Source organism: Enterococcus sp. XAF26B05_ASV22 (genome assembly GCF_056727285.1).
Window position 1 is genome coordinate 20,603 of the sequence record NZ_CM161538.1, and the last position, 21,721, is coordinate 42,323.

General features: G+C 36.5%; 21 protein-coding genes and 1 pseudogene. 20 read left to right on the forward strand and 2 right to left on the reverse strand.

Annotated elements, in window-relative coordinates; translation table 11 throughout:
* The first annotated feature begins 18 nt into the window (after positions 1 to 18).
* The 5 genes from AC1PU0_RS00110 (at position 19) to menC (ending at position 6,660) form a co-directional block, all read left to right on the forward strand.
* A complete protein-coding gene (locus AC1PU0_RS00110) occupies positions 19 to 1,491 on the forward strand; it encodes an o-succinylbenzoate--CoA ligase (RefSeq protein WP_479998602.1) in 1,473 nt (490 codons plus the stop codon).
* A complete protein-coding gene (locus tag AC1PU0_RS00115; protein ID WP_206849742.1) occupies positions 1,488 to 2,870 on the forward strand; it encodes an isochorismate synthase in 1,383 nt (460 codons plus the stop codon). Before AC1PU0_RS00110 ends, AC1PU0_RS00115 begins: the two co-directional genes overlap by 4 nt.
* Positions 2,854 to 4,578, forward strand: a complete 1,725-nt coding sequence (gene menD / locus AC1PU0_RS00120; protein WP_479998603.1) for a 2-succinyl-5-enolpyruvyl-6-hydroxy-3-cyclohexene-1-carboxylic-acid synthase — start codon at positions 2,854 to 2,856, stop codon at positions 4,576 to 4,578. The genes AC1PU0_RS00115 and menD overlap by 17 nt, the downstream gene beginning before the upstream one ends.
* Positions 4,575 to 5,423, forward strand: coding sequence for a 2-succinyl-6-hydroxy-2,4-cyclohexadiene-1-carboxylate synthase (menH, locus tag AC1PU0_RS00125; protein ID WP_069653503.1), 849 nt, complete (start codon positions 4,575 to 4,577; stop codon positions 5,421 to 5,423). The genes menD and menH overlap by 4 nt, the downstream gene beginning before the upstream one ends.
* 127 nt (positions 5,424 to 5,550) lie before the next feature.
* A complete protein-coding gene (gene menC / locus AC1PU0_RS00130) occupies positions 5,551 to 6,660 on the forward strand; it encodes an o-succinylbenzoate synthase (RefSeq protein WP_069653502.1) in 1,110 nt (369 codons plus the stop codon).
* Between the two features lie 55 nt (positions 6,661 to 6,715).
* On the opposite strand, the gene AC1PU0_RS00135 is transcribed toward menC, so the two are convergent.
* Positions 6,716 to 8,242, reverse strand: a complete 1,527-nt coding sequence (locus AC1PU0_RS00135; protein WP_206849744.1) for an AMP-binding protein — start codon at positions 8,240 to 8,242, stop codon at positions 6,716 to 6,718.
* 305 nt (positions 8,243 to 8,547) lie between these two features.
* On the opposite strand from AC1PU0_RS00135, the gene rpsF reads away from it, so the two are divergent.
* From rpsF to dnaB, 6 genes are all read left to right on the forward strand, one after another.
* A complete protein-coding gene (rpsF, locus tag AC1PU0_RS00140) occupies positions 8,548 to 8,850 on the forward strand; it encodes a 30S ribosomal protein S6 (protein WP_010766612.1) in 303 nt (100 codons plus the stop codon).
* A 49-nt stretch (positions 8,851 to 8,899) separates the two neighbouring features.
* Positions 8,900 to 9,451: a single-stranded DNA-binding protein gene (gene ssb / locus AC1PU0_RS00145; protein WP_025870561.1), complete on the forward strand. Its 552-nt coding sequence runs from the start codon at positions 8,900 to 8,902 to the stop codon at positions 9,449 to 9,451.
* Between the two features lie 25 nt (positions 9,452 to 9,476).
* Entirely contained in the window at positions 9,477 to 9,716 is a 240-nt protein-coding gene (gene rpsR, locus AC1PU0_RS00150; protein ID WP_010762117.1) for a 30S ribosomal protein S18, read from the forward strand.
* Positions 9,717 to 9,939: 223 nt separating this feature from the next.
* A complete protein-coding gene (locus AC1PU0_RS00155) occupies positions 9,940 to 11,922 on the forward strand; it encodes a DHH family phosphoesterase (protein ID WP_479998604.1) in 1,983 nt (660 codons plus the stop codon).
* A 114-nt stretch (positions 11,923 to 12,036) separates the two neighbouring features.
* Positions 12,037 to 12,489: a 50S ribosomal protein L9 gene (gene rplI / locus AC1PU0_RS00160; RefSeq protein WP_206849746.1), complete on the forward strand. Its 453-nt coding sequence runs from the start codon at positions 12,037 to 12,039 to the stop codon at positions 12,487 to 12,489.
* 140 nt (positions 12,490 to 12,629) lie between these two features.
* Entirely contained in the window at positions 12,630 to 14,000 is a 1,371-nt protein-coding gene (dnaB, locus tag AC1PU0_RS00165; RefSeq protein WP_069653498.1) for a replicative DNA helicase, read from the forward strand.
* 65 nt (positions 14,001 to 14,065) lie between these two features.
* Here the strand turns inward: dnaB and AC1PU0_RS00170 are convergent, their stop codons facing one another.
* Entirely contained in the window at positions 14,066 to 14,614 is a 549-nt protein-coding gene (locus AC1PU0_RS00170; RefSeq protein WP_069653495.1) for a GNAT family N-acetyltransferase, read from the reverse strand.
* Between the two features lie 246 nt (positions 14,615 to 14,860).
* Between AC1PU0_RS00170 and AC1PU0_RS00175 the strand changes: the two genes are divergently transcribed.
* From AC1PU0_RS00175 to AC1PU0_RS00215, 9 genes and pseudogenes are all read left to right on the forward strand, one after another.
* Positions 14,861 to 16,153 (forward strand): adenylosuccinate synthase, encoded by a 1,293-nt coding sequence (locus AC1PU0_RS00175; RefSeq protein WP_069653494.1) that lies wholly within the window; start codon positions 14,861 to 14,863, stop codon positions 16,151 to 16,153.
* Between the two features lie 153 nt (positions 16,154 to 16,306).
* A pseudogene (locus AC1PU0_RS00180) lies at positions 16,307 to 17,183 on the forward strand (DegV family protein).
* Between the two features lie 304 nt (positions 17,184 to 17,487).
* On the forward strand, positions 17,488 to 17,907 hold the full coding sequence (locus tag AC1PU0_RS00185; protein WP_111249029.1) for a transcriptional regulator: 420 nt from the start codon (positions 17,488 to 17,490) through the stop codon (positions 17,905 to 17,907).
* A gap of 489 nt (positions 17,908 to 18,396) precedes the next feature.
* Positions 18,397 to 18,702: a hypothetical protein gene (locus AC1PU0_RS00190; protein ID WP_111249028.1), complete on the forward strand. Its 306-nt coding sequence runs from the start codon at positions 18,397 to 18,399 to the stop codon at positions 18,700 to 18,702.
* Between the two features lie 43 nt (positions 18,703 to 18,745).
* The gene (locus AC1PU0_RS00195; RefSeq protein WP_111249027.1) at positions 18,746 to 18,988 is read left to right on the forward strand and encodes a hypothetical protein; all 243 of its coding nucleotides are present in this window, start codon (positions 18,746 to 18,748) and stop codon (positions 18,986 to 18,988) included.
* A 64-nt stretch (positions 18,989 to 19,052) separates the two neighbouring features.
* Positions 19,053 to 19,202 (forward strand): hypothetical protein, encoded by a 150-nt coding sequence (locus AC1PU0_RS00200; RefSeq protein WP_181429582.1) that lies wholly within the window; start codon positions 19,053 to 19,055, stop codon positions 19,200 to 19,202.
* Between the two features lie 15 nt (positions 19,203 to 19,217).
* Positions 19,218 to 20,540 (forward strand): hypothetical protein, encoded by a 1,323-nt coding sequence (locus tag AC1PU0_RS00205; protein ID WP_479998605.1) that lies wholly within the window; start codon positions 19,218 to 19,220, stop codon positions 20,538 to 20,540.
* Positions 20,541 to 20,609: 69 nt separating this feature from the next.
* Positions 20,610 to 21,167 carry a hypothetical protein gene (locus AC1PU0_RS00210; RefSeq protein WP_010766599.1) on the forward strand — a complete coding sequence of 186 codons (558 nt, stop codon included), beginning with the start codon at positions 20,610 to 20,612 and terminating at the stop codon, positions 21,165 to 21,167.
* Between the two features lie 83 nt (positions 21,168 to 21,250).
* Complete coding sequence (locus AC1PU0_RS00215; RefSeq protein WP_174270363.1) at positions 21,251 to 21,472, forward strand: hypothetical protein; 222 nt, start codon at positions 21,251 to 21,253, stop codon at positions 21,470 to 21,472.
* Positions 21,473 to 21,721 lie beyond the last annotated feature (249 nt).

Below are 21,721 nucleotides of genomic sequence, written 5' to 3' on the forward strand. Positions count from 1 at the left end.
GATAAAAGGGTGAAGAACATGAGCAGTTGGCTACAAAAACAAGCGGATGAAAGACCTAATCAACCTGCTTTTTATTGGCAGGATGAGGCATGGTCTTTTGCTGAGGTCGCTCAAGAAGTTAAACGATGGACAGCAGCATTTTCGTTAAAAATACCGAATAATGAAAAACGAGTTGCGCTATTTAGCCGTAATTCAAAAGAAATGTATTTTTCGATTTTAGCTTTGTGGGAATTAGGTAAAGAGCTAGTTTTATTAAATACACAGTTAAGCTTGCAGGAACTCCACTACCAATTGACCGATGCAAAGGTGAATCTGGTAGTGGTTTCTACTGAAAATTTGGCATTTTTTACTGAACTGGATCAATTAATAGTAATTGAAATGATTATTCCAGAGGGCACTGAAGTCGTAGTAGAACCAGAATCCCATTCTATCTATCAACCTAATACCACTGCTTCGATTATGTACACATCAGGTACGACAGGAAATCCTAAAGGTGTCGTGCAGTGTTTTAGTAATCATTTGGCTAGTGCACTGGCAACGCAAGAAAATATGACTATTACGGCTGAAGATTGTTGGCTTTGTCCAGTACCTCTATTTCACATTAGTGGCTTGTCGATCATTGTGCGACAATTAGTGCTGGGTTGCAGTATCCGTTTATATCATAAATTTGATGCAAAAATAGTGACAAATGATTTAGCCGAAGATCGTGGGACAGTGATTTCTGTTGTGGCGGTTATGCTCCAACAGTTACTGGAAAACTATCCTGCAAAGGGCTATAGCTCAGCTTTTAAAGCAATGTTACTTGGTGGTGGTCCGATTTCTCCCAAAGCGTTGGAAAAATGTGAAGGTTATGGTATACCTGTGATCCAATCATATGGAATGACCGAAACTTGCTCTCAAGTCGTGGCTTTAAGCTTTAAAGATGCTGGAAATAAAATAGGCTCTGCAGGAAAACCACTGATGGGAATGGAAATCAAAATCGTTGATGGACAAGAGAGACGTGTGCCTCCAAATGAAGTTGGAGAGATTCTTTTAAAAGGTAAGAATGTCGTTCGTGCGTATTTAAATGGCGAGCAATGGCAAACGGTAAAATGGACAGCAGATGGCTGGTTTAAAACGGGTGATATGGGCTATTTAGATGAAGAAGGATATTTGTATTTAGTCAGTCGTTTAAGTGAGTTGATCATCTCAGGCGGCGAAAATATTTATCCTACAGAAATCGAGCATATTCTTCAAGAGTTTCCTGGTATAAAAGAGGTTGCCGTAGTTGGTGAATCTGATACAAAATGGGGCGCTGTTCCAGTAGCTTACATTGTTGGAGAATCAACGATCACAAAAGAAAGAATAAATACCTTTGCTAAAAATTACTTAGCAAAATATAAACTACCTAAACGAATCTATTTGTGCCATTCACTACCTAAAACAGCTAGTGGGAAATTAGCGAAACACCGCTTAACAACAATAGAAAGGGAGGCTTTTTTAAGCAAATGAGCATTCCTAAAGAATTAGAACAAGCTTATGAAAATGGCTATCGTCAATTTAGCTGGGTCAAAGAAATAAATGAAATTACAACACCTTTGCGTACTTCTTTTGAGAAGGGGCAAAAAGCATTTAAAGGTGAACGGTTTTATTGGCAAACACCGGATAAAAAATTTACGCTAGTCGGTTTCGGTAGAGAAAATGAATTAGCGTATGATCGAGCTTCGTTTGAGCAAGTAGATACATTTATTTTAAAAGAAAAAGATAAAATTTATCAAAATTGTTCTGTTTCTGGAACAGGAGCTATTTTGTTTGGCGGTTTTGCTTTTGACGGCAAACAATCGAAGCAAAATGATTGGGGAATTATGGAACAAGGGCTGTTTTATTTACCGACCTTTTTACTTACAGAAACCGCTGGAAAACAGTATCTTACGATGAATTTTAGTGCAGAAAATAAAGAAATAATACAACAAAAGTGGTTGGAACTCACAGCTGAATTCGAAGAACTAATGGATACTCAGTTAGTAGAAGAAAAAGATACGGCACAAATAAAAGCAGAAGAAATCGCTGTATCTGAATGGATGACGGTTGTTGACGAAACGGTAGCGAAATTACGAGAAGAAGGACCGTTAGAGAAAGTCGTGTTGGCTAGACAAATGAAAGTGCAAAGTAATCGTCCCTTTCAGGCAGAGGTTATTTTAAGGAATCTGCAACAACAGCAAACAAATACGTACTTTTTTGTGTTTGAATCGAATGAACATCTCTTTGTTGGTGCTACACCAGAGCGCTTATTAAGAGCATCTACAAAGACTTTTTCAACGGCAAGTATCGCTGGTTCTGTTTCACGTGGAACAACGAAGACGGAAGATGATGAACTTGGCAACTATTTACTGAATGACATGAAGAATAAACAAGAACATAAAATCGTTGTAGATAGAATCATCAAAGAATTAGAAAAGATGACAGGGACTTCTATAGAGGTTCAGACACCAGAATTATTAAAGAATCGTGATATTCAGCACTTACATCTACCGATCGAAGGGCAACGTCAAAAAGAGTATCGTTTCTTGAAAGGAATCCAGCAACTACATCCAACACCTGCATTAGGCGGGGAGCCCAAGGAACTAGCTTTGGCTTGGCTTAAAGAGCATGAACAGTTAGATAGAGGTCTATACGGTGCTCCAATTGGCTGGATTGCTATTAAAGAAGATATAGGAGAATTTGCAGTAGGAATCCGTTCAGCTGTGCTTTCTGATAAAGTAGGTTATCTATACGCTGGGTGTGGTATTATTAAAGATTCTCAAGCAGAGCAAGAAAGAATTGAGACAAAAATTAAATTTCAACCGATGCTAAGAGGGATAGGTGGGGACAATCATGACAACTCAAAGTGAAATGACCAATTATTTGCAAACCTTTGTTGAAGGGATGATCAGCAGTGGGGTAGAGCAAGCTGTGATAAGCCCTGGTTCTCGTTCCACGCCATTAGCCTTATTGTTGCATCGACAAGAGCAAATTGAAACGTTTATTGAAGTAGATGAACGTTCGGCGGCTTTTTTTGCTTTGGGATTAAGTAAAGCAAGCTGTAAGCCAGTTGTTTTATTATGTACATCAGGAACGGCTGCAGCAAATTACTATCCGGCAATTTGTGAAGCAAATGCTAGTCATATCCCGTTGATTGTTTTGACAACAGATAGGCCCCATGAATTACGGCAAGTAGGCGCTCCTCAAGCAATGGATCAGTTCCATTTATTTCAGCATCATGTAAAAGAATTTATTGAAATGGCGATCCCAGAAGGAACAAAAGTGATGCTGGATTATGCTTATTGGCAAGGAATGCGTGCAATAGACACGGCTTGCCAAACACCAAAAGGTCCAGTTCACCTGAATTTCCCATTGCGGGAACCATTATTGCCTGATTTAAATCGATCATTGTTCGCTGAAAGAACAACTGAAATATTCGCAGGTAAAAAGCAATTGTCTGAGAAACAACTAATAGAATGTGTTGATGCATGGCAAGGGAAAAAAGGTGTTTTAGTTGTAGGTGGAACGCACACACCAGAAGAAGCGGCTGTATTTATTGAATTGGCAGAAAGATTAAGTTGGCCAATTCTTAGTGATCCTTTGGCAAATATCACGTCGAGTAGTAACGATAGTCCCTTGATTATGCGTTACGCTGACTTGTTTATTCAAGAAGTTGAAATGAGCCAATATCCAGATGTGGTGGTTCGATTTGGAATGATGCCCATTTCAAAAAATACAATGTTCTGGCTGCAATCTCTTAATGAGACGACAATGGTCTACTTCGTTGATGAAACGGGTGAATGGCAAGATCAATTAAAACAAACCCAAGTTGCTATCCAAGCAGATGAACAGACTTTTGCTAAGGAAATTACGGAGAGAATTATAAGAAGAACATCAGATTCATGGTGTAATCAATGGATTGATTGGCAAGAAACAACCGAACAGCAATTAACGGAACTTAGCGAGATGAAGACTCTCAATGAAACGACAGCAAGTATTCTTGTTCATAAAAAAATGGCAAAAAAGGGTCAATTGTTTGTTTCGAATAGCAATGCGATCCGCTTTTTAGATCGATTTTCAACTCCTGATAATAATCAGTATCAGTTATTTGGTAATCGCGGGATCAATGGAATCGACGGCATTATCTCGACAGCGTTAGGAGTTTGTGCCACAAATCCAGAGCGCCAAAATGTACTGTTGATCGGTGATTTAGCTATGTATCACGATATGAACGGCTTGTTGTTGGCAAAACGATACAATTTACCATTAACGATTGTTTTATTAAATAATAATGGTGGTGGTATCTTTTCTTTTCTGTCACAGCGCCAATTGGAAAAAGACGATTTCGAACCAATTTTTGGCACACCGATCGATTTAGATTTTTCTTTAGTTGCTCAGCTATACGATGCTGAATATGTAAAAGCTGAGAGCTTAGAACAATTAGAGTTGCTGTTAGAAGCGACACAAAAACAACCAAAATTTCAATTGATAGAGGTTATTGGTGATCGCCAAGAAAATGTGTTGTTATATGAAAAAGTTGTTGATGGATTGAAAGAAAAGCTGGGGAAAAATAAATGAAAACAGCTATAAATGGTGTAAACTATTATTATCAGTGGTTGACCGACTATGAGGCAAATCGACCAACATTGGTTTGCTTGCATGGCTTCACAGGGACGAGTCAAACGTTTGTTCCAGTTTTTCAAAGAGACAGAGATAGAAACATTTTAGCGATCGATTTAATTGGTCATGGTCAAACAGATTCCTATGTCCATCCTTATCGTTATCAGATGGAGTGCTTGTGTCAGGATATTGCATTATTGACAGAACAATTAGGTATAAGTAAGTTTTCTTTATTAGGCTATTCAATGGGTGCTAGAGTGGCTTTAGGCTTTACATGTCTATTTCCTCAAAAGATTCAGAAATTACTCTTAGAGAGTGGTTCTCCGGGCTTAAAAAGCAAAACGGAGCGAATGACACGCAAGTGTTCTGATGAACATTTAGCTGGCTTTATAATGAGCCACTCAATTGAAGCTTTCGTCGATAAATGGGAAAAACTGTCTCTCTTTGATAGTCAAAAACAATTATCTTGCAAAATTCAGGCAACGTTACGAAAAGAGCGTTTATCCCAACAAGCTTTTGGTTTAGCTTGTAGTTTATGGTTTATGGGGACAGGAGTCCAACCTGATTTTTGGCAAGAGCTGGATAAAATCGAAATTCCTACTTTATTGATTGTGGGAGAACTAGATCATAAATTTCAACGTATTGCACAAAATATGCAAGAAAAACAACAGAATATGTCTATTAAAATCGTAAAGAACGCAGGCCATTGTGTTCATTTGGAAAAACCAGAGATAGTTGAGGAAGTGGTGTATTCGTTTTTAATTAGTTATACGGATCAGCTCATGGGAAACAACAAAATATAACTGAGGTACAAAATCCCTTAGTTATATTTCTCTGGCAGAGTTGAACGAGACCTATACACTTTTTAGTGTTATCTATTTTTCGTAAGATTAATCGATTTGTTCTGCTTTTAAGAAGGAGGAAACCAAATTGAAAATTCACCGCATTGATCGATATCGTGTTCGATTGCCTTTACGAATTCCTTTTGAAACAAGCTACGGTCGTTTAACAGAGAAAGCTTTTGATATTTTGTTGGTGACAGATGAGCTAGGAACTCAGGGGATAGGAGAACTAGTTCCGTTTGAACAGCCAGATTACATAGAAGAAACTATTGACACAGCTCGAATAATAATTGAAAACCATTTGATTCCTTTATTGAAAAATACAGATATTCAGCATCCTAAAGAAGTCTCAGTTCTCTTTGATGTAGTAAAAGGGAATCAAATGGCTAAATCTAGCCTCGAGACAGCAATCTGGGACTTATATGCTAAACGGAACGGTAAAAGCCTAAAAGAGTACTTTAATGATACTAGAGACCATATTCCAGTTGGAGTCAGTGTAGGGATTCAGACTGACTTAACCAAATTATCAAATCAAATTACGCATTATATTTCACTCGGCTATCAAAGAATCAAATTAAAAATTCGTCCGGGATATGATTTGAAACCACTTGAAATGATTCGGCAAAAATTTCCTGATATTTCAATTATGGTGGATGCAAATTCAGCTTATACCATTCAAGATATTCCTCATTTAAAGCAATTAGATGCTTATAATCTAGCGATGATCGAACAGCCCTTTGCTGCGAATGACTTTCTGGATCATGCACAATTGCAAAAAGAACTAGAAACAGATATCTGTTTGGATGAGAATATTCGAACACTCAAAGATTGTGAGCTGGCATTTGCTTTGGGAAGCTGTCGGGCTATTAATTTAAAAATCCCTAGAGTAGGCGGTATTACAGAAGCCATGAAGATAGTTGATTTTTGTAAAGAAAAGGAGCTACTTGTTTGGCTAGGTGGCATGTTTGAATCTGGTGTGGGAAGAGCATTAAATTTACAGTTTGCCTCCCAAAAAGGGTTCACGTTCCCTGGAGATATTTCAGCTTCTGATCGTTATTATTATGAGGAGATTTTGACTAAGCCTATTGAAATGCAAAATGGTGTAATCAGCGTGCCAGCTGGTTTGGGGATTGGGGTCTCTTTATCCTTAGAAGCGTTATTAAAATACGGTATTTATGACACGATTTATGCTAAATGAAAAGAATCACAGGCTAATTTTTCGTTAGTCCGTGATTCTTTTTATAAAAAACATGTTATTTTTCTTTTAGAGCTTTCTCAATCTGTAATCGTTGTACTTTCATCGTAGCAGTACGAGGAATGTCGTCCCAATCCATAATAATTGGTTTGTTTAAGTGAGGTAAATCAGCGACTTGTTCCCACCAAGCATCCCAATCCATCCCGTGTTTTGGCTCAACCGCAAGAATGGGTTGAGGAGAATTATCTTTCGCTCTAACGATGATCACTTCTTGGAGGAAGTCAAGAGCATCAAGCAGATGATCCTCAATTGCCAAATTACTGTCGATTTTTTCAATCAAATCAACTTGCCGATCTTTCAAGAATAAATGTCCGTTTTCATCCATAAAACCATAATCGCCACTATCCCACCAAGGACCAAAAACAGTTGCTTGGAAACGGTTATCTTCTTTGTAATAGGTTAGGGCACGTCCTTTAGATAAAAATTGGATATGTCCATCTGTCATAGCTGGTAAAACCTTACCAGCTTTGTCTGCGATCCGCGCTTCAGTCAACTCGTTCAAACCAACGCCCATATCACGAGCATCTGATGTTTTTAGAGACGCTAAAGTATGAGCTTTTAGGATCATTGGACCACATTCACTTTGCCCATATACTTGAAGAAAGATTGGATCATTTTTCTCTGAAGCTTTTAAGAAACTGCCCATTGTCGCATTATTGATTGCATCAAATGTAGAATGGTAATAGCGTACACTTGTGAAAGACTCTGGTTGTCTTTTCGCTAGAGATGTCCATTGAACAAAATTATTTGGATGGGTTTCAAGCGCAATCGGCTTGTATTTTATAAGCATTTTAGCAACAGAATCACTATTTGAAATCGATAACGGCATCATCGGAAATCCCATCGCCATTAATGACGAAATCCCAATGTTAAAACGAGAGTGAACAGGTGAAATATGGAATCCAACAAGTTTTTTATCAGCAATTTTTGTGAAAATCGTTTTTTGCCATTTTGTGCGCCATCCCATGGAATTAGCAGAGTGACAAATCAATTTAGGAATACCAGTCGTACCAGAGGTATGTGTCATATAAGCAATCATATCTTCTGGTAATTTCACTTGTGGAACTTCTTTAGCTGGAGCCTCCAAAAGTTTCGATACTGAAATTTGTTTTTCTGGGGCACTATTTTTTACCTTAGCTATTTTATCTGCGGTTTCATCATCAAATAAGATAAATGGATTTTCTAAACGATCAACAAAAACCTCAATCGTTTCTGCTGGAAAATGATAAGATATCATTGCGGGAACAGCGCCTAAATAAGAGGCAGCAACTGCTAACAAATACGTATCGAATTTTGAACTTTTAAAAATAATGATTTTGTCTTCCGCTTTTACCCCTAAACTAGCTAATTGAAAGGCACGATGTAAAATTGCCTCATGACTTAATTGATAAGTGTAATTCGTTCCGAGCTCAGGAAAAGCTGGTAAAGGTTCATCATTAATAATGGCAGTTTCTGGGGTATTAAGAGCAGCCTTATGATAATTCGTGTACAAGTTGAGCGGTTGATATTCTAACAATTGATTCAATGTAACAGCATCCTTTCAAACTACGTCAAAGTATTTGTGCAATTTCGAACAAAGATAGTATAACACGAAAAAGAAATAACCTGAATTAGAAACAATAAAAATGAAATACAATTATTTATGCGTATAGTAAAGTAAGACGAGAGTGATAGAATTGAAAAAAAGATGATCAAAAAATTGCGAAGAACACTTGATTTTATCAGCTTTTAGCTGTATAATGAAACCTTGTGAGTAGTCTATATATTTTAGATAACTCTCCTTGCTCTTAGCAATCTAAGAGCCTAAAGTCCATAGGGAGGTGAAAATCAATGAGTCAAGTTACGAATTATGAAGTTATGTATATTATTCGTCCGAACATTGATGAAGAAGCAAAAACTGCTTTAGTAGAACGTTTCGACACAATCTTGAAAGATAACGGAGCAGAAGTTATCGAATCAAAAGATTGGGAAAAGCGCCGCTTAGCATATGAAATGAACGGATTCCGTGAAGGCATCTATCATATCGTTAAAGTATCTTCTCCATCAACTGCAGGAGCAATCAATGAATTTGATCGTCTTGCTAAAATCAATGACGATATTATCCGTCACATGATTATCAAGGAAGAAGTATAACCAAATTGTTTCACGTGAAACATTTGGATTGACGAAAGGAGATGTTTAAATGATTAACAACGTTGTATTAGTTGGAAGACTAACAAAAGATCCCGATTTACGATATACATCTAGTGGTTCAGCAGTTGCGACATTTACTTTAGCGGTAAACCGTAACTTTACGAATGCAAATGGAAATCGTGAAGCAGATTTTATTAACTGTGTGATTTGGCGTAAACCTGCTGAAACAATGGCAAACTATGCGCGTAAAGGTACATTATTAGGCGTGACTGGTCGTATTCAAACTAGAAATTACGAAAATCAACAAGGTCAGCGTGTATACGTGACTGAAGTTGTTTGTGAGAATTTCCAGTTGTTAGAGTCTCGTTCTGCATCAGAACAAAGACAGACAACAGATGGGTCAGATTCAACACCAACTTATAATGCTGGTGGCGGAAGTTTCCAACAACCACAGAATAATAATTTTTCAGGACAAAACAATTTTAATCAATCATCCTCTCAGTCTAGCAATAACGGTATGCCTGATTTCGATAGAGATTCTGATCCATTTAGTGGTTCAGGTTCGACTATTGACATTTCAGATGATGATTTACCATTCTAAACGAATTTGATAGGAGGGAATAAGAATGGCACAACAAAGAAGAGGCGGACGTAAACGTCGTAAAGTCGATTATATCGCTGCTAACCATATTGAATATATTGACTATAAAGATATCGAATTACTAAAAAAATTCATTTCTGAACGTGGAAAGATTTTACCACGTCGTGTAACAGGTACTGGCGCTAAGAACCAACGCAAATTAACAATTGCAATCAAACGCGCGCGTATCATGGGCTTATTACCATTTGTTGGTGAAGAGCAATAATATAGAATTTACTTAGAGATCAAAGAACTAGTTCTTTGATCTCTTTTTATTATATAAAATAATATATTTGTTATGGATAATTAGAAAAAGAGTCAAGCTTAATTGCGATAATAATACATAGTTTTCTTTTTGGATGTTTCACGTGAAACATTTTGTGATTCGCAGAAATTCTTTTTTTATGCTAAAATAAGCTTATCTGCAGAACAATGGGGGAGTCTTTATCATGAAAAAAAATGGAATGAAACGGATTTTTGGTTCAGTATTCGTTCTCTTCTTATTAGAAGTAATGCTATTTTTCTTGATATCTAATAAATATATATTTATAGCTGGATTGTTGATTCTTAATCTCATATTGATAAATCGAATAATATATTTAATCAAAAAAATTGAGATATCTAATACAGAGAAAATTAGACAAGCGAGTACGATTGCAGAAAAGTCATTAGATTATGCTTTTAACGAAGTGTCTGTTGGGATCATAAATTATGATCCTGATACAAACGAAGCTAAGTGGTTAAATCCTTTCGCGGAAAATGTTTTTAATAAGGATGGTCAAACACTTATTAGTCCAGAATTAATACAAACATATGTAAAACTAGCGGAGAAGGATAAAGACATATTTAAAGTTGGAGATCACGTTTATCGCTTCAATGTTGATACAACGCAAAATACAATTACGTTCAAAGATATTACGGAAGAAAGTAATTTATACCATGAAAAATTAGAAATGCAAACGGCTATCGGGATTGTTTCGGTTGATAATTATGATGATATTACAGATAGTATGGATGAGAAGGAAATATCTTATTTGAATAGTTTTATTACTACGATGGTTTCTGATTGGATGGATGAATATCAAGTTTTTTATAAAAGATTGAATGCAGAGCGTTATTTTTTTATTGCTCAATTAGAGGATATCAAAAAAATGATGGATTCTAAATTTCAAATTTTGGATAAAATCAGAAAAGAATCTAGCACAAGAGAGATCTCTATTACACTGAGTATGGGAATATCTTATGGTGGAGAAACGTTAAGCCAGACTGGTAATACAGCACAGACGAACTTGGATACCGCATTAGTTAGAGGCGGTGATCAAGTAGTTGTAAAAGAAGCTAAAGATAATGCGAAACCAGTTTTTTATGGCGGCAGAACAGCCTCTGTCGCAAAGAGAACGCGTGTTCGTTCTCGTGCGATGAGTACTGCAATTCAAGGTATCTTTTCTGAGTCCTCTGATGTGTATATTATGGGGCATCGCTTTCCTGATATGGATGCGATTGGTTCGGCATTTGGTATGGCAAGATTAGCTAAATTTCACAATAAAGAAGCTTGGGTTGTGTTAGAGAAAAATGAAAGTATTCCAGATGTTGAACGGGTGATGACAGAGCTGGAGAAGTATCCAGAATTAGCCAAACAGATTATCACGCCCAAAGAGGCAATGAAGAAAAAAACGGAGAGCAGTTTATTGATTATGGTAGATTACCATAAACCATCACTTTCGATTTCACAAGAATTATACGAACAATTTGATAAAGTCGTGATTGTTGATCATCATCGCCGTGGAGATGAATTCCCAGCGAAACCACTACTTTCTTATATCGAGTCATCCGCTTCATCCGCCTCAGAGCTAGTGACGGAATTGATTGAGTATCAAAGTAATGTAAACAAACAGCTAGATAGATTCGAAGCCACGTTATTACTCGCAGGAATCGTTGTCGATACTAAAAGTTTTAGTGTTCGAACTACAGCACGCACATTTGATGTGGCTAGTTATTTGAGAACTTGTGGAGCGGATTCATCTTTAGTACAATATTTATTAAGTTCAGATTTAACGAGTTATTTAGAAATGAACAGTTTGATTGCCCAAAGCGAATATGTTACGCCAGATACGGTTATCGTGACGGGTAGTGAAGAGAATGAGTATGATAGTGTAACAGCAGCTAAAACGGCGGATACCTTATTATCGATGGTTGGAATCAATGCCGCTTTTGTTATAACCAAGAGGATCGATAAGCAAATCGGTATTAGTGCACGAAGTAACGGGTCGATAAACGTCCAACTAGTTATGGAAGATTTGGGCGGAGGTGGTCATTTTACCAACGCTGCGGTACAATTATCTAATGTAACAGTAGCTGAGGTAAAAGAGCAGTTGCTAAAAGTGATTCATCAAAATATAGATGTGATGTATGATTCAGATTCACTAGGCTAGTTCCTTTAGCTGTTTTGTTGCAGTCGATGTGCTTTATTGTGAAACAGACCAGAAGTGCAACAAAACCAAGAGTTGAGCTGGGTTATTCATTACTATACGAGGAGGAATAATAAAGTGAAAGTCATTTTTTTACAAGACGTCAAAGGTAAAGGAAAAAAAGGGGAAGTAAAAGAAGTACCTACTGGATACGCACAAAACTTTCTGATCAAAAATGGTTATGCTCAAGAAGCGAATAAAGGCAGTATCAGTGCTTTAGCTGGACAAAAGAAAGCCCAAGATAAACATGAAGCTGAAATTTTGGCAGAAGCAAAAAAAATGCAAGAATTTCTAGAAAAGGAAGAAACTGTTGTAGAGCTCAAAGCGAAGGCTGGTGAGGATGGACGTCTCTTTGGATCAATTCCTTCAAAACAAATCGCAGAGGCCTTAACCAAGCAATATAAGGTCAAATTAGACAAACGTAAGCTAGAACTATCACAACCGATTCGGTCACTAGGCTTTACAAAAGTACCAGTTAAATTGCATCATGAAGTAACGGCAACAATCAAAGTTCATGTTGTAGAAGAATAATGAGTGAAAACAGAGGAGTGCCTCTGTTTTTTGCTTTTCATTAAGACGAGCTGAAACGATATTGTCATTGTACATTTCGGCTATTTCTTGTTAAAATAGAAAGACTGAAAAGCGTAATTTTAGCTATAGGAGAGAAAAAAATGAATGAAGTATGGCAAGATCGAGTACCGCCCCAAAGTATGGAAGCAGAGCAGGCCGTTTTAGGGTCGGTTTTTTTGGATGCTGAGGTTATTATCGATGCTTTAGAATACATAGAACCAAAAGATTTTTATCGCCGTAATCATCAATTGATTTTTCAGACTATGCTTACTTTGAATGATCGAAATGAAGCGATTGATGTGATCACGATCAAAGATCGTTTGGAACAAGAAAACTTATTGGAAGACGTTGGCGGATTAAGCTATCTATCTGATTTAGCATTAGCTGTACCAACGGCTGCTAATATTGTGTACTATGCAAAAATTGTTGAACAAAAATCATTGCTGCGCAACTTGATTCAAACTGCTACAGAGATTGTTACAAAAGGATTTGAACAAGGTGAAGATGTTGAAACTATATTAGATGATGCAGAACGTAGCATTCTAGAAGTTTCGGAAAAAAGAAATCGAAGCGGATTTTTATCGATTGCTGATGTATTGAACACCTCGATTGCTAATATAGACCAACTGTATCAAAATGACGAAGAAATTACCGGTTTACCTACCGGATATCCTGCCTTAGATAAAATGACTGCGGGACTACAAGCGGAAGAATTGATTATTTTAGCAGCTCGTCCAGCCGTAGGTAAAACAGCCTTTGCCCTAAATATTGCCCAAAATATTGGGACCAAAACAGACCGCTCTGTTGCTATTTTCAGTTTGGAAATGGGGGCAGAATCATTAGTTAACCGTATGCTTTGTGCGGAGGGTTCGATTGAAGCTGGACACTTACGTACTGGTCAGTTATCAGAAGAAGAGTGGCAAAATCTAATTATTGCGATGGGTAGTTTATCTAGAGCACAAATCTATATCGATGATACGCCAGGTATTAAAATCACAGAAATTCGAGCGAAATGTCGAAAATTAGCGCAAGAACGTGGCAATTTAGGATTGATTTTGATCGATTACCTACAACTGATTGAAGGAACTGGTCGTGAAAGTCGCCAGCAAGAAGTATCTGAAATTTCCCGTCAATTGAAGAAGTTAGCAAAGGAATTAAAAGTTCCAGTGATTGCATTATCTCAGTTATCTCGTGGTGTAGAACAACGTCAGGATAAACGTCCCGTACTAAGTGATATCCGTGAGTCAGGATCTATTGAGCAAGACGCAGATATCGTTGCTTTCCTATACCGTGATGATTATTATGATCGTGGAGAAGATGGAGAAGACGGTGATCGTGAAGAACCTGAAATTGATAATGTAATCGAAGTTATTATTGAAAAAAACCGTAGTGGTGCCCGAGGAACCGTAGAGCTGTTATTTATCAAAGAGTTTAACAAGTTCGCCTCATTATCACCAAGAGAAGAGTTTTAACTTTAGCTAGAAATAATGGGAGAGCCCAAGTAAGTTTTCATAAAGGACTTACTTAGGCTCTTGTTTTAGCTGAAATCGGCTTTTAAAAGAGAATAGTTATTAAGGTCTCTAAATTCGCCATACATAAGCACTTCTGATTTGTCTGTTCCAACAAAAGAGAAGCCATTTTTGATGGCAACAAGATTACTCGCTTTGTTTTCGACATCCGCACGAATGCTTAATTTATTTAACCCCATATCTTCAAATGCGATGCTACATACGTGTTTCACTATTTTAGTCATAATACCTTTATTGGTTTGAGCTGAGTGAAGCCAGTAACCGAGTTCGGCTTTTTTATTAGCTGCATCAATGAGATGTAGGTCGATACAACCAATTAGTTTTTGATTAAATGCGATGATAAATAAGCGGTCGGTTCCATTGATGTCCCCTTCTAATTTCATTTTGATATAACGCTCTTGAGACTCATAAGTTGTGGAAGAATCAATAAAATCAAGAAATTTTCTTAAATGATCCCGATCTGAATCAACTAGCTCAAAGAGATCGTGCGCCATTGTTAATGTTGGTTGGACTAAAGACAAAGATTCGTCAATCTCTAAACAAAAATAATATTTCATATCCCGAATATACCTCCTATATAAGTTTATAATGTATTGTTAACGATTATAACAAAATAAAACTTCTTTACAAGGTAATGAAAAAAATTCGTTTTTTTATCTGATGTAAAATAATTAATGGAATAATGTTCGTGTTTTGGTTGGATTTTTTCTTTTCAAAAAAACAATATTCGATTTTTTCTTGAAAGCGTTCTGTTTTATTGGTACAATGATTCAGGACAAAATAATTTAGAACGAGGTGTTCGAATGTCATCAGTTGTAGTAGTCGGAACGCAGTGGGGCGATGAAGGAAAAGGAAAGATCACGGATTTTTTAAGTGAAAATGCTGAGGTCATCGCACGTTATCAAGGCGGAGATAATGCAGGTCATACCATTAAGTTTGATGGTATCACTTATAAACTACACTTGATTCCTTCAGGTATCTTTTACAAAGACAAGATCAGTGTGATCGGAAATGGTGTTGTAGTCAACCCGAAATCTCTTGTAAAAGAACTGGCTTATTTAAAAGATAATAATGTCACGACAGATAATTTACGTATTTCTGACCGTGCTCACGTGATTTTACCTTATCACATCCAATTGGATCAATTACAAGAGGATGCCAAAGGTGAAAATAAAATTGGTACAACGATTAAAGGAATTGGCCCAGCATATATGGATAAAGCCGCTCGTGTAGGGATTCGTATAGCTGATTTATTAGATAAAGAAATTTTCGAAGAACGTTTAAAAATAAATCTAGAAGAAAAAAATCGTCAATTTGTTAAAATGTTCGACAGCGAACCAATTGCGTTTGAAGATATTTTTGAAGAATATTATGAATATGGTCAACAAATCAAACAATACGTAACGGATACTTCTGTTATTTTGAATGATGCATTAGATGCAGGTAAACGCGTATTATTTGAAGGCGCTCAAGGTGTTATGCTAGATATCGATCAAGGAACATATCCATTTGTAACATCATCAAACCCAGTTGCTGGAGGCGTTACAATTGGTAGCGGTGTTGGACCTTCTAAGATTAATAAAGTTGTGGGTGTTTGTAAAGCTTATACATCACGAGTTGGTGATGGCCCATTCCCTACGGAATTGTTTGACGAAACAGGAGAAACAATTCGTAAAGTTGGGAAAGAATATGGAACAACAACAGGTCGTCCGCGTCGTGTGGGTTGGTTTGATACGGTTGTGATGCGTCACTCTAAACGTGTGTCAGGAATTACAAATCTTTCATTGAACTCGATTGATGTATTAAGTGGCTTAGACACAGTAAAAATCTGTACAGCTTATGAATTAGATGGCGAATTGATCTATCATTATCCAGCTAGCTTGAAAGAGTTGAGCCGTTGTAAACCTGTCTACGAAGAGTTACCTGGTTGGTCAGAAGATATTACGGGATGTAAAACATTAGCAGATCTTCCTGCAAATGCAAGAAACTATGTTCACCGTATTTCTGAATTAGTTGGCGTGCGTATTTCAACATTTTCAGTAGGACCAGACCGTAACCAAACGAATGTTTTGGAAAGTGTTTGGGCACAAATTTAAATCTTAAAACGAGAGAGAGACAAAGGAAGAATTGTCTCTCTCTTTTCATTTTCCTCCAAATAGAAGCCTTTTTGATTACTTACGAACTTAATAACACATGAGTATCCATTAATTATGTGGTAAAATAGAAAAGGAATTAGGGAGGATTTAAAAATGACATTCAAATTAATGACAGATTCATGCTGTGATTTACCATATACATATTTAGAAGCAAATGATGTTGATTTTATCAGTATGACGATTCAGATAAATGGGAAAGAATTAGTGGATGATTTGGGGAAAACATTTGACTATGACTGGTTTTTACAAGAAATAAAAACAGGTGGTATGCCGACAACTTCTCAAGTGAATGTGGGACGCTATATTGAATTTTTTAGACCGTTTGTAGAAAAGCAGATTCCGATAGTGTATTTAGCTTTTTCTTCTGGATTAAGCGGCTCATACCAAAGTGCAATGCAAGCTGTTGACATTTTGAAAGAAGAACATCCGGATGCTGTAATTTATGTTGTTGATACAAAAGCTGCTAGTCTTGGAGAAGGCTTGTTAGTCAGTGAAGTAATCGAGTTAAAAGCAAATGGTCATTCTATAGACGAAATTCTACTATGGTTATCTGACAATACAATGACTGTTCATTCTTGGGTCACAGTGGACGATTTAAAGCATTTAGAACGTGGCGGCAGGATTTCCAAAGCAGCAGCTTGCGATCGGCGGTCTAATGAACGTTAAGCCGATCATTGTGGTAGATGATCAAGGGAAGCTGCAAAATATCGGAAAAGTCCGAGGACGTAGCAAAGCCTTGAAGAAACTGGCAGATGAAACGGTTCAAGGAATGACGGAGCCATTAAAACAAACAGTTTTTATTGCGTATGCTGGTGATTTAGAAAGTGCAGAGAGGGTCAAAGCTTTGATCGAGGAAAAAATTCAGGTTAAAGAGATTCGTTTGCATCCACTAGGCCCTACGATCACTAGTCATACTGGGAATGGTTGTATTGCAGTTTTTTCAAGAGGGAAGAAAAGAGAAACAAGCTAACATTATTTTATAAAGTAGACATTAGTCTCAAGCAATTTTTAAAGGTTAACCTTTAAAAATTGCTTGAGACTAATGTCTATTTTTTTAGTTCAATCGGAGAACCAAAAGCATTTGGGAGATTATTGACAGTATTTTAAAGCGAAAATGAGATAATATACATTAAGATTTATATATCGTACATTATTCTTTTAATAAAGTACGATTAGTCATAAGTAATGCTGCTTCTTAAAAAAATATTACTAAAAAGGAGTCGCTTTGTTGGTTGTCACTGAGAAAATTAGATAATTAAAGGGAGGAAATCAAAATGAGAAAGTCAACGTTTAACTATGTCAAAGATATTTTAGCCGATTACCCAAGAATTGAAGAGTATATCAAACAACGTGAGGAAGAGCTTAGATATCCATATCGTGAGAATGATTTGAACTCAGGTATTAAAGGAAATAGGGCTAATTACAATATACAAGACAATCTAATGATTACGATCGAACAAGATCAAAGACTAGCTGCCTTAGAAAGAAATCAACGTGTCGTATCGAATATATTAGAAGAATGTTGCGAAGATACCAAAATAATTATCCAAGAACTATATATGCGACGTATGCCTAAATACACAATCCAAGGTTTGATTACAAATAGCTTGATTTTTGTAGGTCGAACAAAAGCGTTTGAATTAAGAGATTGGTTCTTTTTACAAGTAGCAAAAGATTTAAATTTGACTATTTAATCTACGAACGATAATCGGATTTCTTGAATAAATTTCCATTATAAGATGATAGTATCAAAAAATAGTCTTAGTAACGTAAGCAGTTAAATTAGACTATTTCTTTGGTATAAGAAACCTTATCGTTCAGTTGAAATAGAAAATATGGACGATGTGCGGATTTTCAAAAGCAACATTCAGTATAAGATGACCTTATCGAAAACTAGTTATTAAAGCATTGGCTGACGGAAGCTCAAAATAATAAAAATAGACCTACTTCCAGTCAAGCTTGTTGTAATAACCAAAGGTATCGTGTTAGGAAATTCACCACAATTCCGGCAGATAGATTTAAGAAAATATCAGAGAAGTAAATGATCTGATAAACAATTTATCTACGTTTATATAGATCAAGATGTGACGATCGCACATAAGGGAAAGGATTTGTATAAGACGCTTAATTGAGGTTCGTAGTATTTCCAATCAGTATAAGTAAGAGAAAAGTGAGGAATGCCTATGAGTAAGTACTTTAAATTAATTCGTGCAATCGACACAATCACGACATTGAATGTTGCTAGTCAAAAAGAGGGAGTAACAACATACAGTCATGTACGTTTAAAGCCTGGTGAAAAATATGAATTAGGTGATGATAAAGTATTCAATCAGTCTCTACAGAATATTCAAATTGAAAGACCGTATTCACAACAGCTAGTCAAAGAATTGATGTCTCTGGGAGTTGAGTATACAGAGAGTGCTTGTAAATCGTGTGGCGGCCGAATAAAAAAAATCTCATACGCTGCTGTAGAAATTATTGAGGAATGAACCTTAGTTTTACTAAGAAAAGTCAAACACTGGAGGTTGCACAATGAAAATCCAATTTCTAGGAATCAAGAATCAAGTGAAAAAATCGGGCTGTTCATCTTGCGGCAGCAGAAAACTGTCCAACCACACGTTCCAACGTGAAACACGCATGGTTTTACCAAGTGGGCAAACAAAAATATTTTATGCAGGTCAAGTGTATGAAGTGATGGAACAAGATGGAGATTTTTTACTAATGCAAACGTATAGCTTGGATGGACAAGCTGTAAAAATGTTTCAAGAAGGTTGAACAAACAAGCTGTAATGTAAGACTAAAAAGTTTGTTATGCTTTTAAAAATTAGGAGGAAAGAAAATGGCTAAAGAGAAAAAAACAAAAGAACTTGCTAAACAAGATACTGTCGATGTACAAGTGTTTATTCAAAGAAAATTACAGACATTGAACAAAAAAAATGGCGGAAGATATGAGCGCGACGCAACACGTGTCGTTCAAAATAATCAATAACAGGGGGAATTATAAATGACAAGATGTAGCAATGATACATTGATTTCTAAAATTGGAATGAAATCATTAAATAAATTGATGGAAGTTGACTTTGCCGTATTAACGGATATTGACAGCTGTGTCAAAGTAAATACAAAAAATTATATTGATATCAACGGAACAAGTGCTGTATATAATGTCTACAATACACCAGAAGACATGTTCAATTGTTTAGCTGAAGGCTGTAAAAATTCAGGGACATTAACGGTTATGAATCCATCAGGTTTAGCAGCGGGTGCTTCCTTTGGAGTGAATGCAGATGCGACAGAATTTGCAGCAGGTGTAATCACGTATTATGTTCATTTCCCAACAGCTGGAGTTTATCATTTAGAAACAGTTATTTCTGATATTGCAGATCAAAATCAATCAAATTCAGACGTTTACCAAAAACAAATAAGAGTGCGCGAGGCTGGGTTTCAACCGGTTGTTATCGATTTATCTAAATTACCTGATGCAGGAAGTGGTATGGGCTGGACAGCAAGTGAAAATGGAATCATCCTTCGTTTGAATGTTGTACCAGAAAGCTCAATTCTTGCAACGGTTGGTTTTTCTTCAATTTACGTTTATAACAGCATTGAAGATTTTGAAATCAATGATGTTGTTAAAATTGGCTGTATCGATGAATTTGCAGGCGAATTAACAGTAGATCCAGTGGAAGCAAGCTGTTTTGGTGCAGGCTACGATGCAACAAGTATCGCAATCGAAAGAACATTGACTGGTAAGAGCGCTACAGCGAATTATTGGAAATTGAACCCATTGATGTCTAAAGGTACATTAACAAGCGGTTGGATTATCCAAACAGCAGATAAAGCAGTTTCTGCTACTACAATTGATGGCGTGGACTATGGTTATATTCAACTTGCCGATATGAATATGGACGAATGTGCCTTTACATCAGCAGCAATCGCGGATAGCTGTAATGTGACAGAGTCACTATTGAATCGTGTTAATACACCCGCAGTTGTTGAAATCAACGAAAAACAATTTATCGTTTTAGCTGATGGAAAAATCTTATTCCATAAATCATTAGTCGGGAAAGATCTAGTAATCAGTTATCCGAAAAAAGTTGATGTAGAGCACTTTGTTGGAAATGAAGATGTATTAGATGCACGTCGAGTACGTATGTCATTTACACAAGAACAAACAGATGGCGTGAAACAAAACTATGTTTATAATAACGTCTTGATCACTTCATTCCCTGGAACAGTGAATAACGAAGAAACTACTTTTGAGTTTACAATTTCCGTACAACGCGATAAAAATGGTAACTTCTTTGAAATGTATCGTGTAGCAGAGTAATATAAATCATTTAGCTTTACGGGCTAGTATTTAGAGCCCGTTCAGCTTTTAAAATTAGGAGGAACAGAGATGGAAGAAAAAGGCATGAAAGCCGCTGATTTTTTAGCGATTAGCAATAATTTGAAAAAAACGAATGAAAAGGATACTCCTTTTGCGGTGGTAAAAGATCAAGAGGTATCAGTGATCGGGGATGCAAATAAAACCGAAGTGAAAAAAGCAGACTATAGTGTGAGATTCCGTGTCCCTCAAACACATTTTGAGCAAAAACCAGAAGGTGCTAAAGAGGTTGGATCTTATTATGTTTTCAGCGTTGCATTTGGAGATATCACGATCACACCACGTTCAGATTTAAGAATTGTTGATGCGATCATGAAAATTATCCCATTTTTCAATAAGTTGAAAGAAAATGGCGATATGGAAGACTTTAGCAAAGAAGAGTTGTTATCTGTTTTTGTAGGCGCAGGTGATGAAATTCATTTAGCTATCTACAACTTAGTTGCAACATTCTTAGGGATCGACGATCAGATGGGCGAGTATATGCTGCCATTTTCTGTAATCGAAAACCTAAACAAAATCATGGAAAATCATCCAGAAGTCTTTAATGAAGCAGATGTTTTTTTCGGTTAATCTACAGACAAGCATGTGAAAATGAGACTTCAGTAGAAAAAGAATCAGAAACATTTTTTGCGAATTTGAATATTTACACGTACATGGCTCATTATGTAGCCAAAGTGTTAAAGCAACGCCCGAATATTATTTTAGATGAGTGGGGCGTTGCTGAATTATTGGTGGCTTACGGGCAATATGCAAACGAAGAAAGTTATAGTAATTTTCTAGAATGGAAATCGCTTGGGAATGAAACGAAGCGCAAAGTGAAGAAGCCAAAAGAGTATGCGGTCTTGTTTTATACGAATGATGATTTGGCGGATTAGTAGATTGTGCGGGGATATCAGAGACTCTAAGAGAGTCTCTTTTTTGTGTGTTTATTGGGTATGAACGATATCCGAATTTTTAGACAATAATTCTGTTGTAAGATGGTAGTATCGAAAGAATAGTTACATTGTTACACTGAAATGTATAAGGTTGTCCTTAAATTAATGGAAAATAGAAGTGATGAAAAGAAAGACTATAAAAGAGTGTTTGAAGACATGAGCCATGGCTCATGTCTTTTTTTATCATTA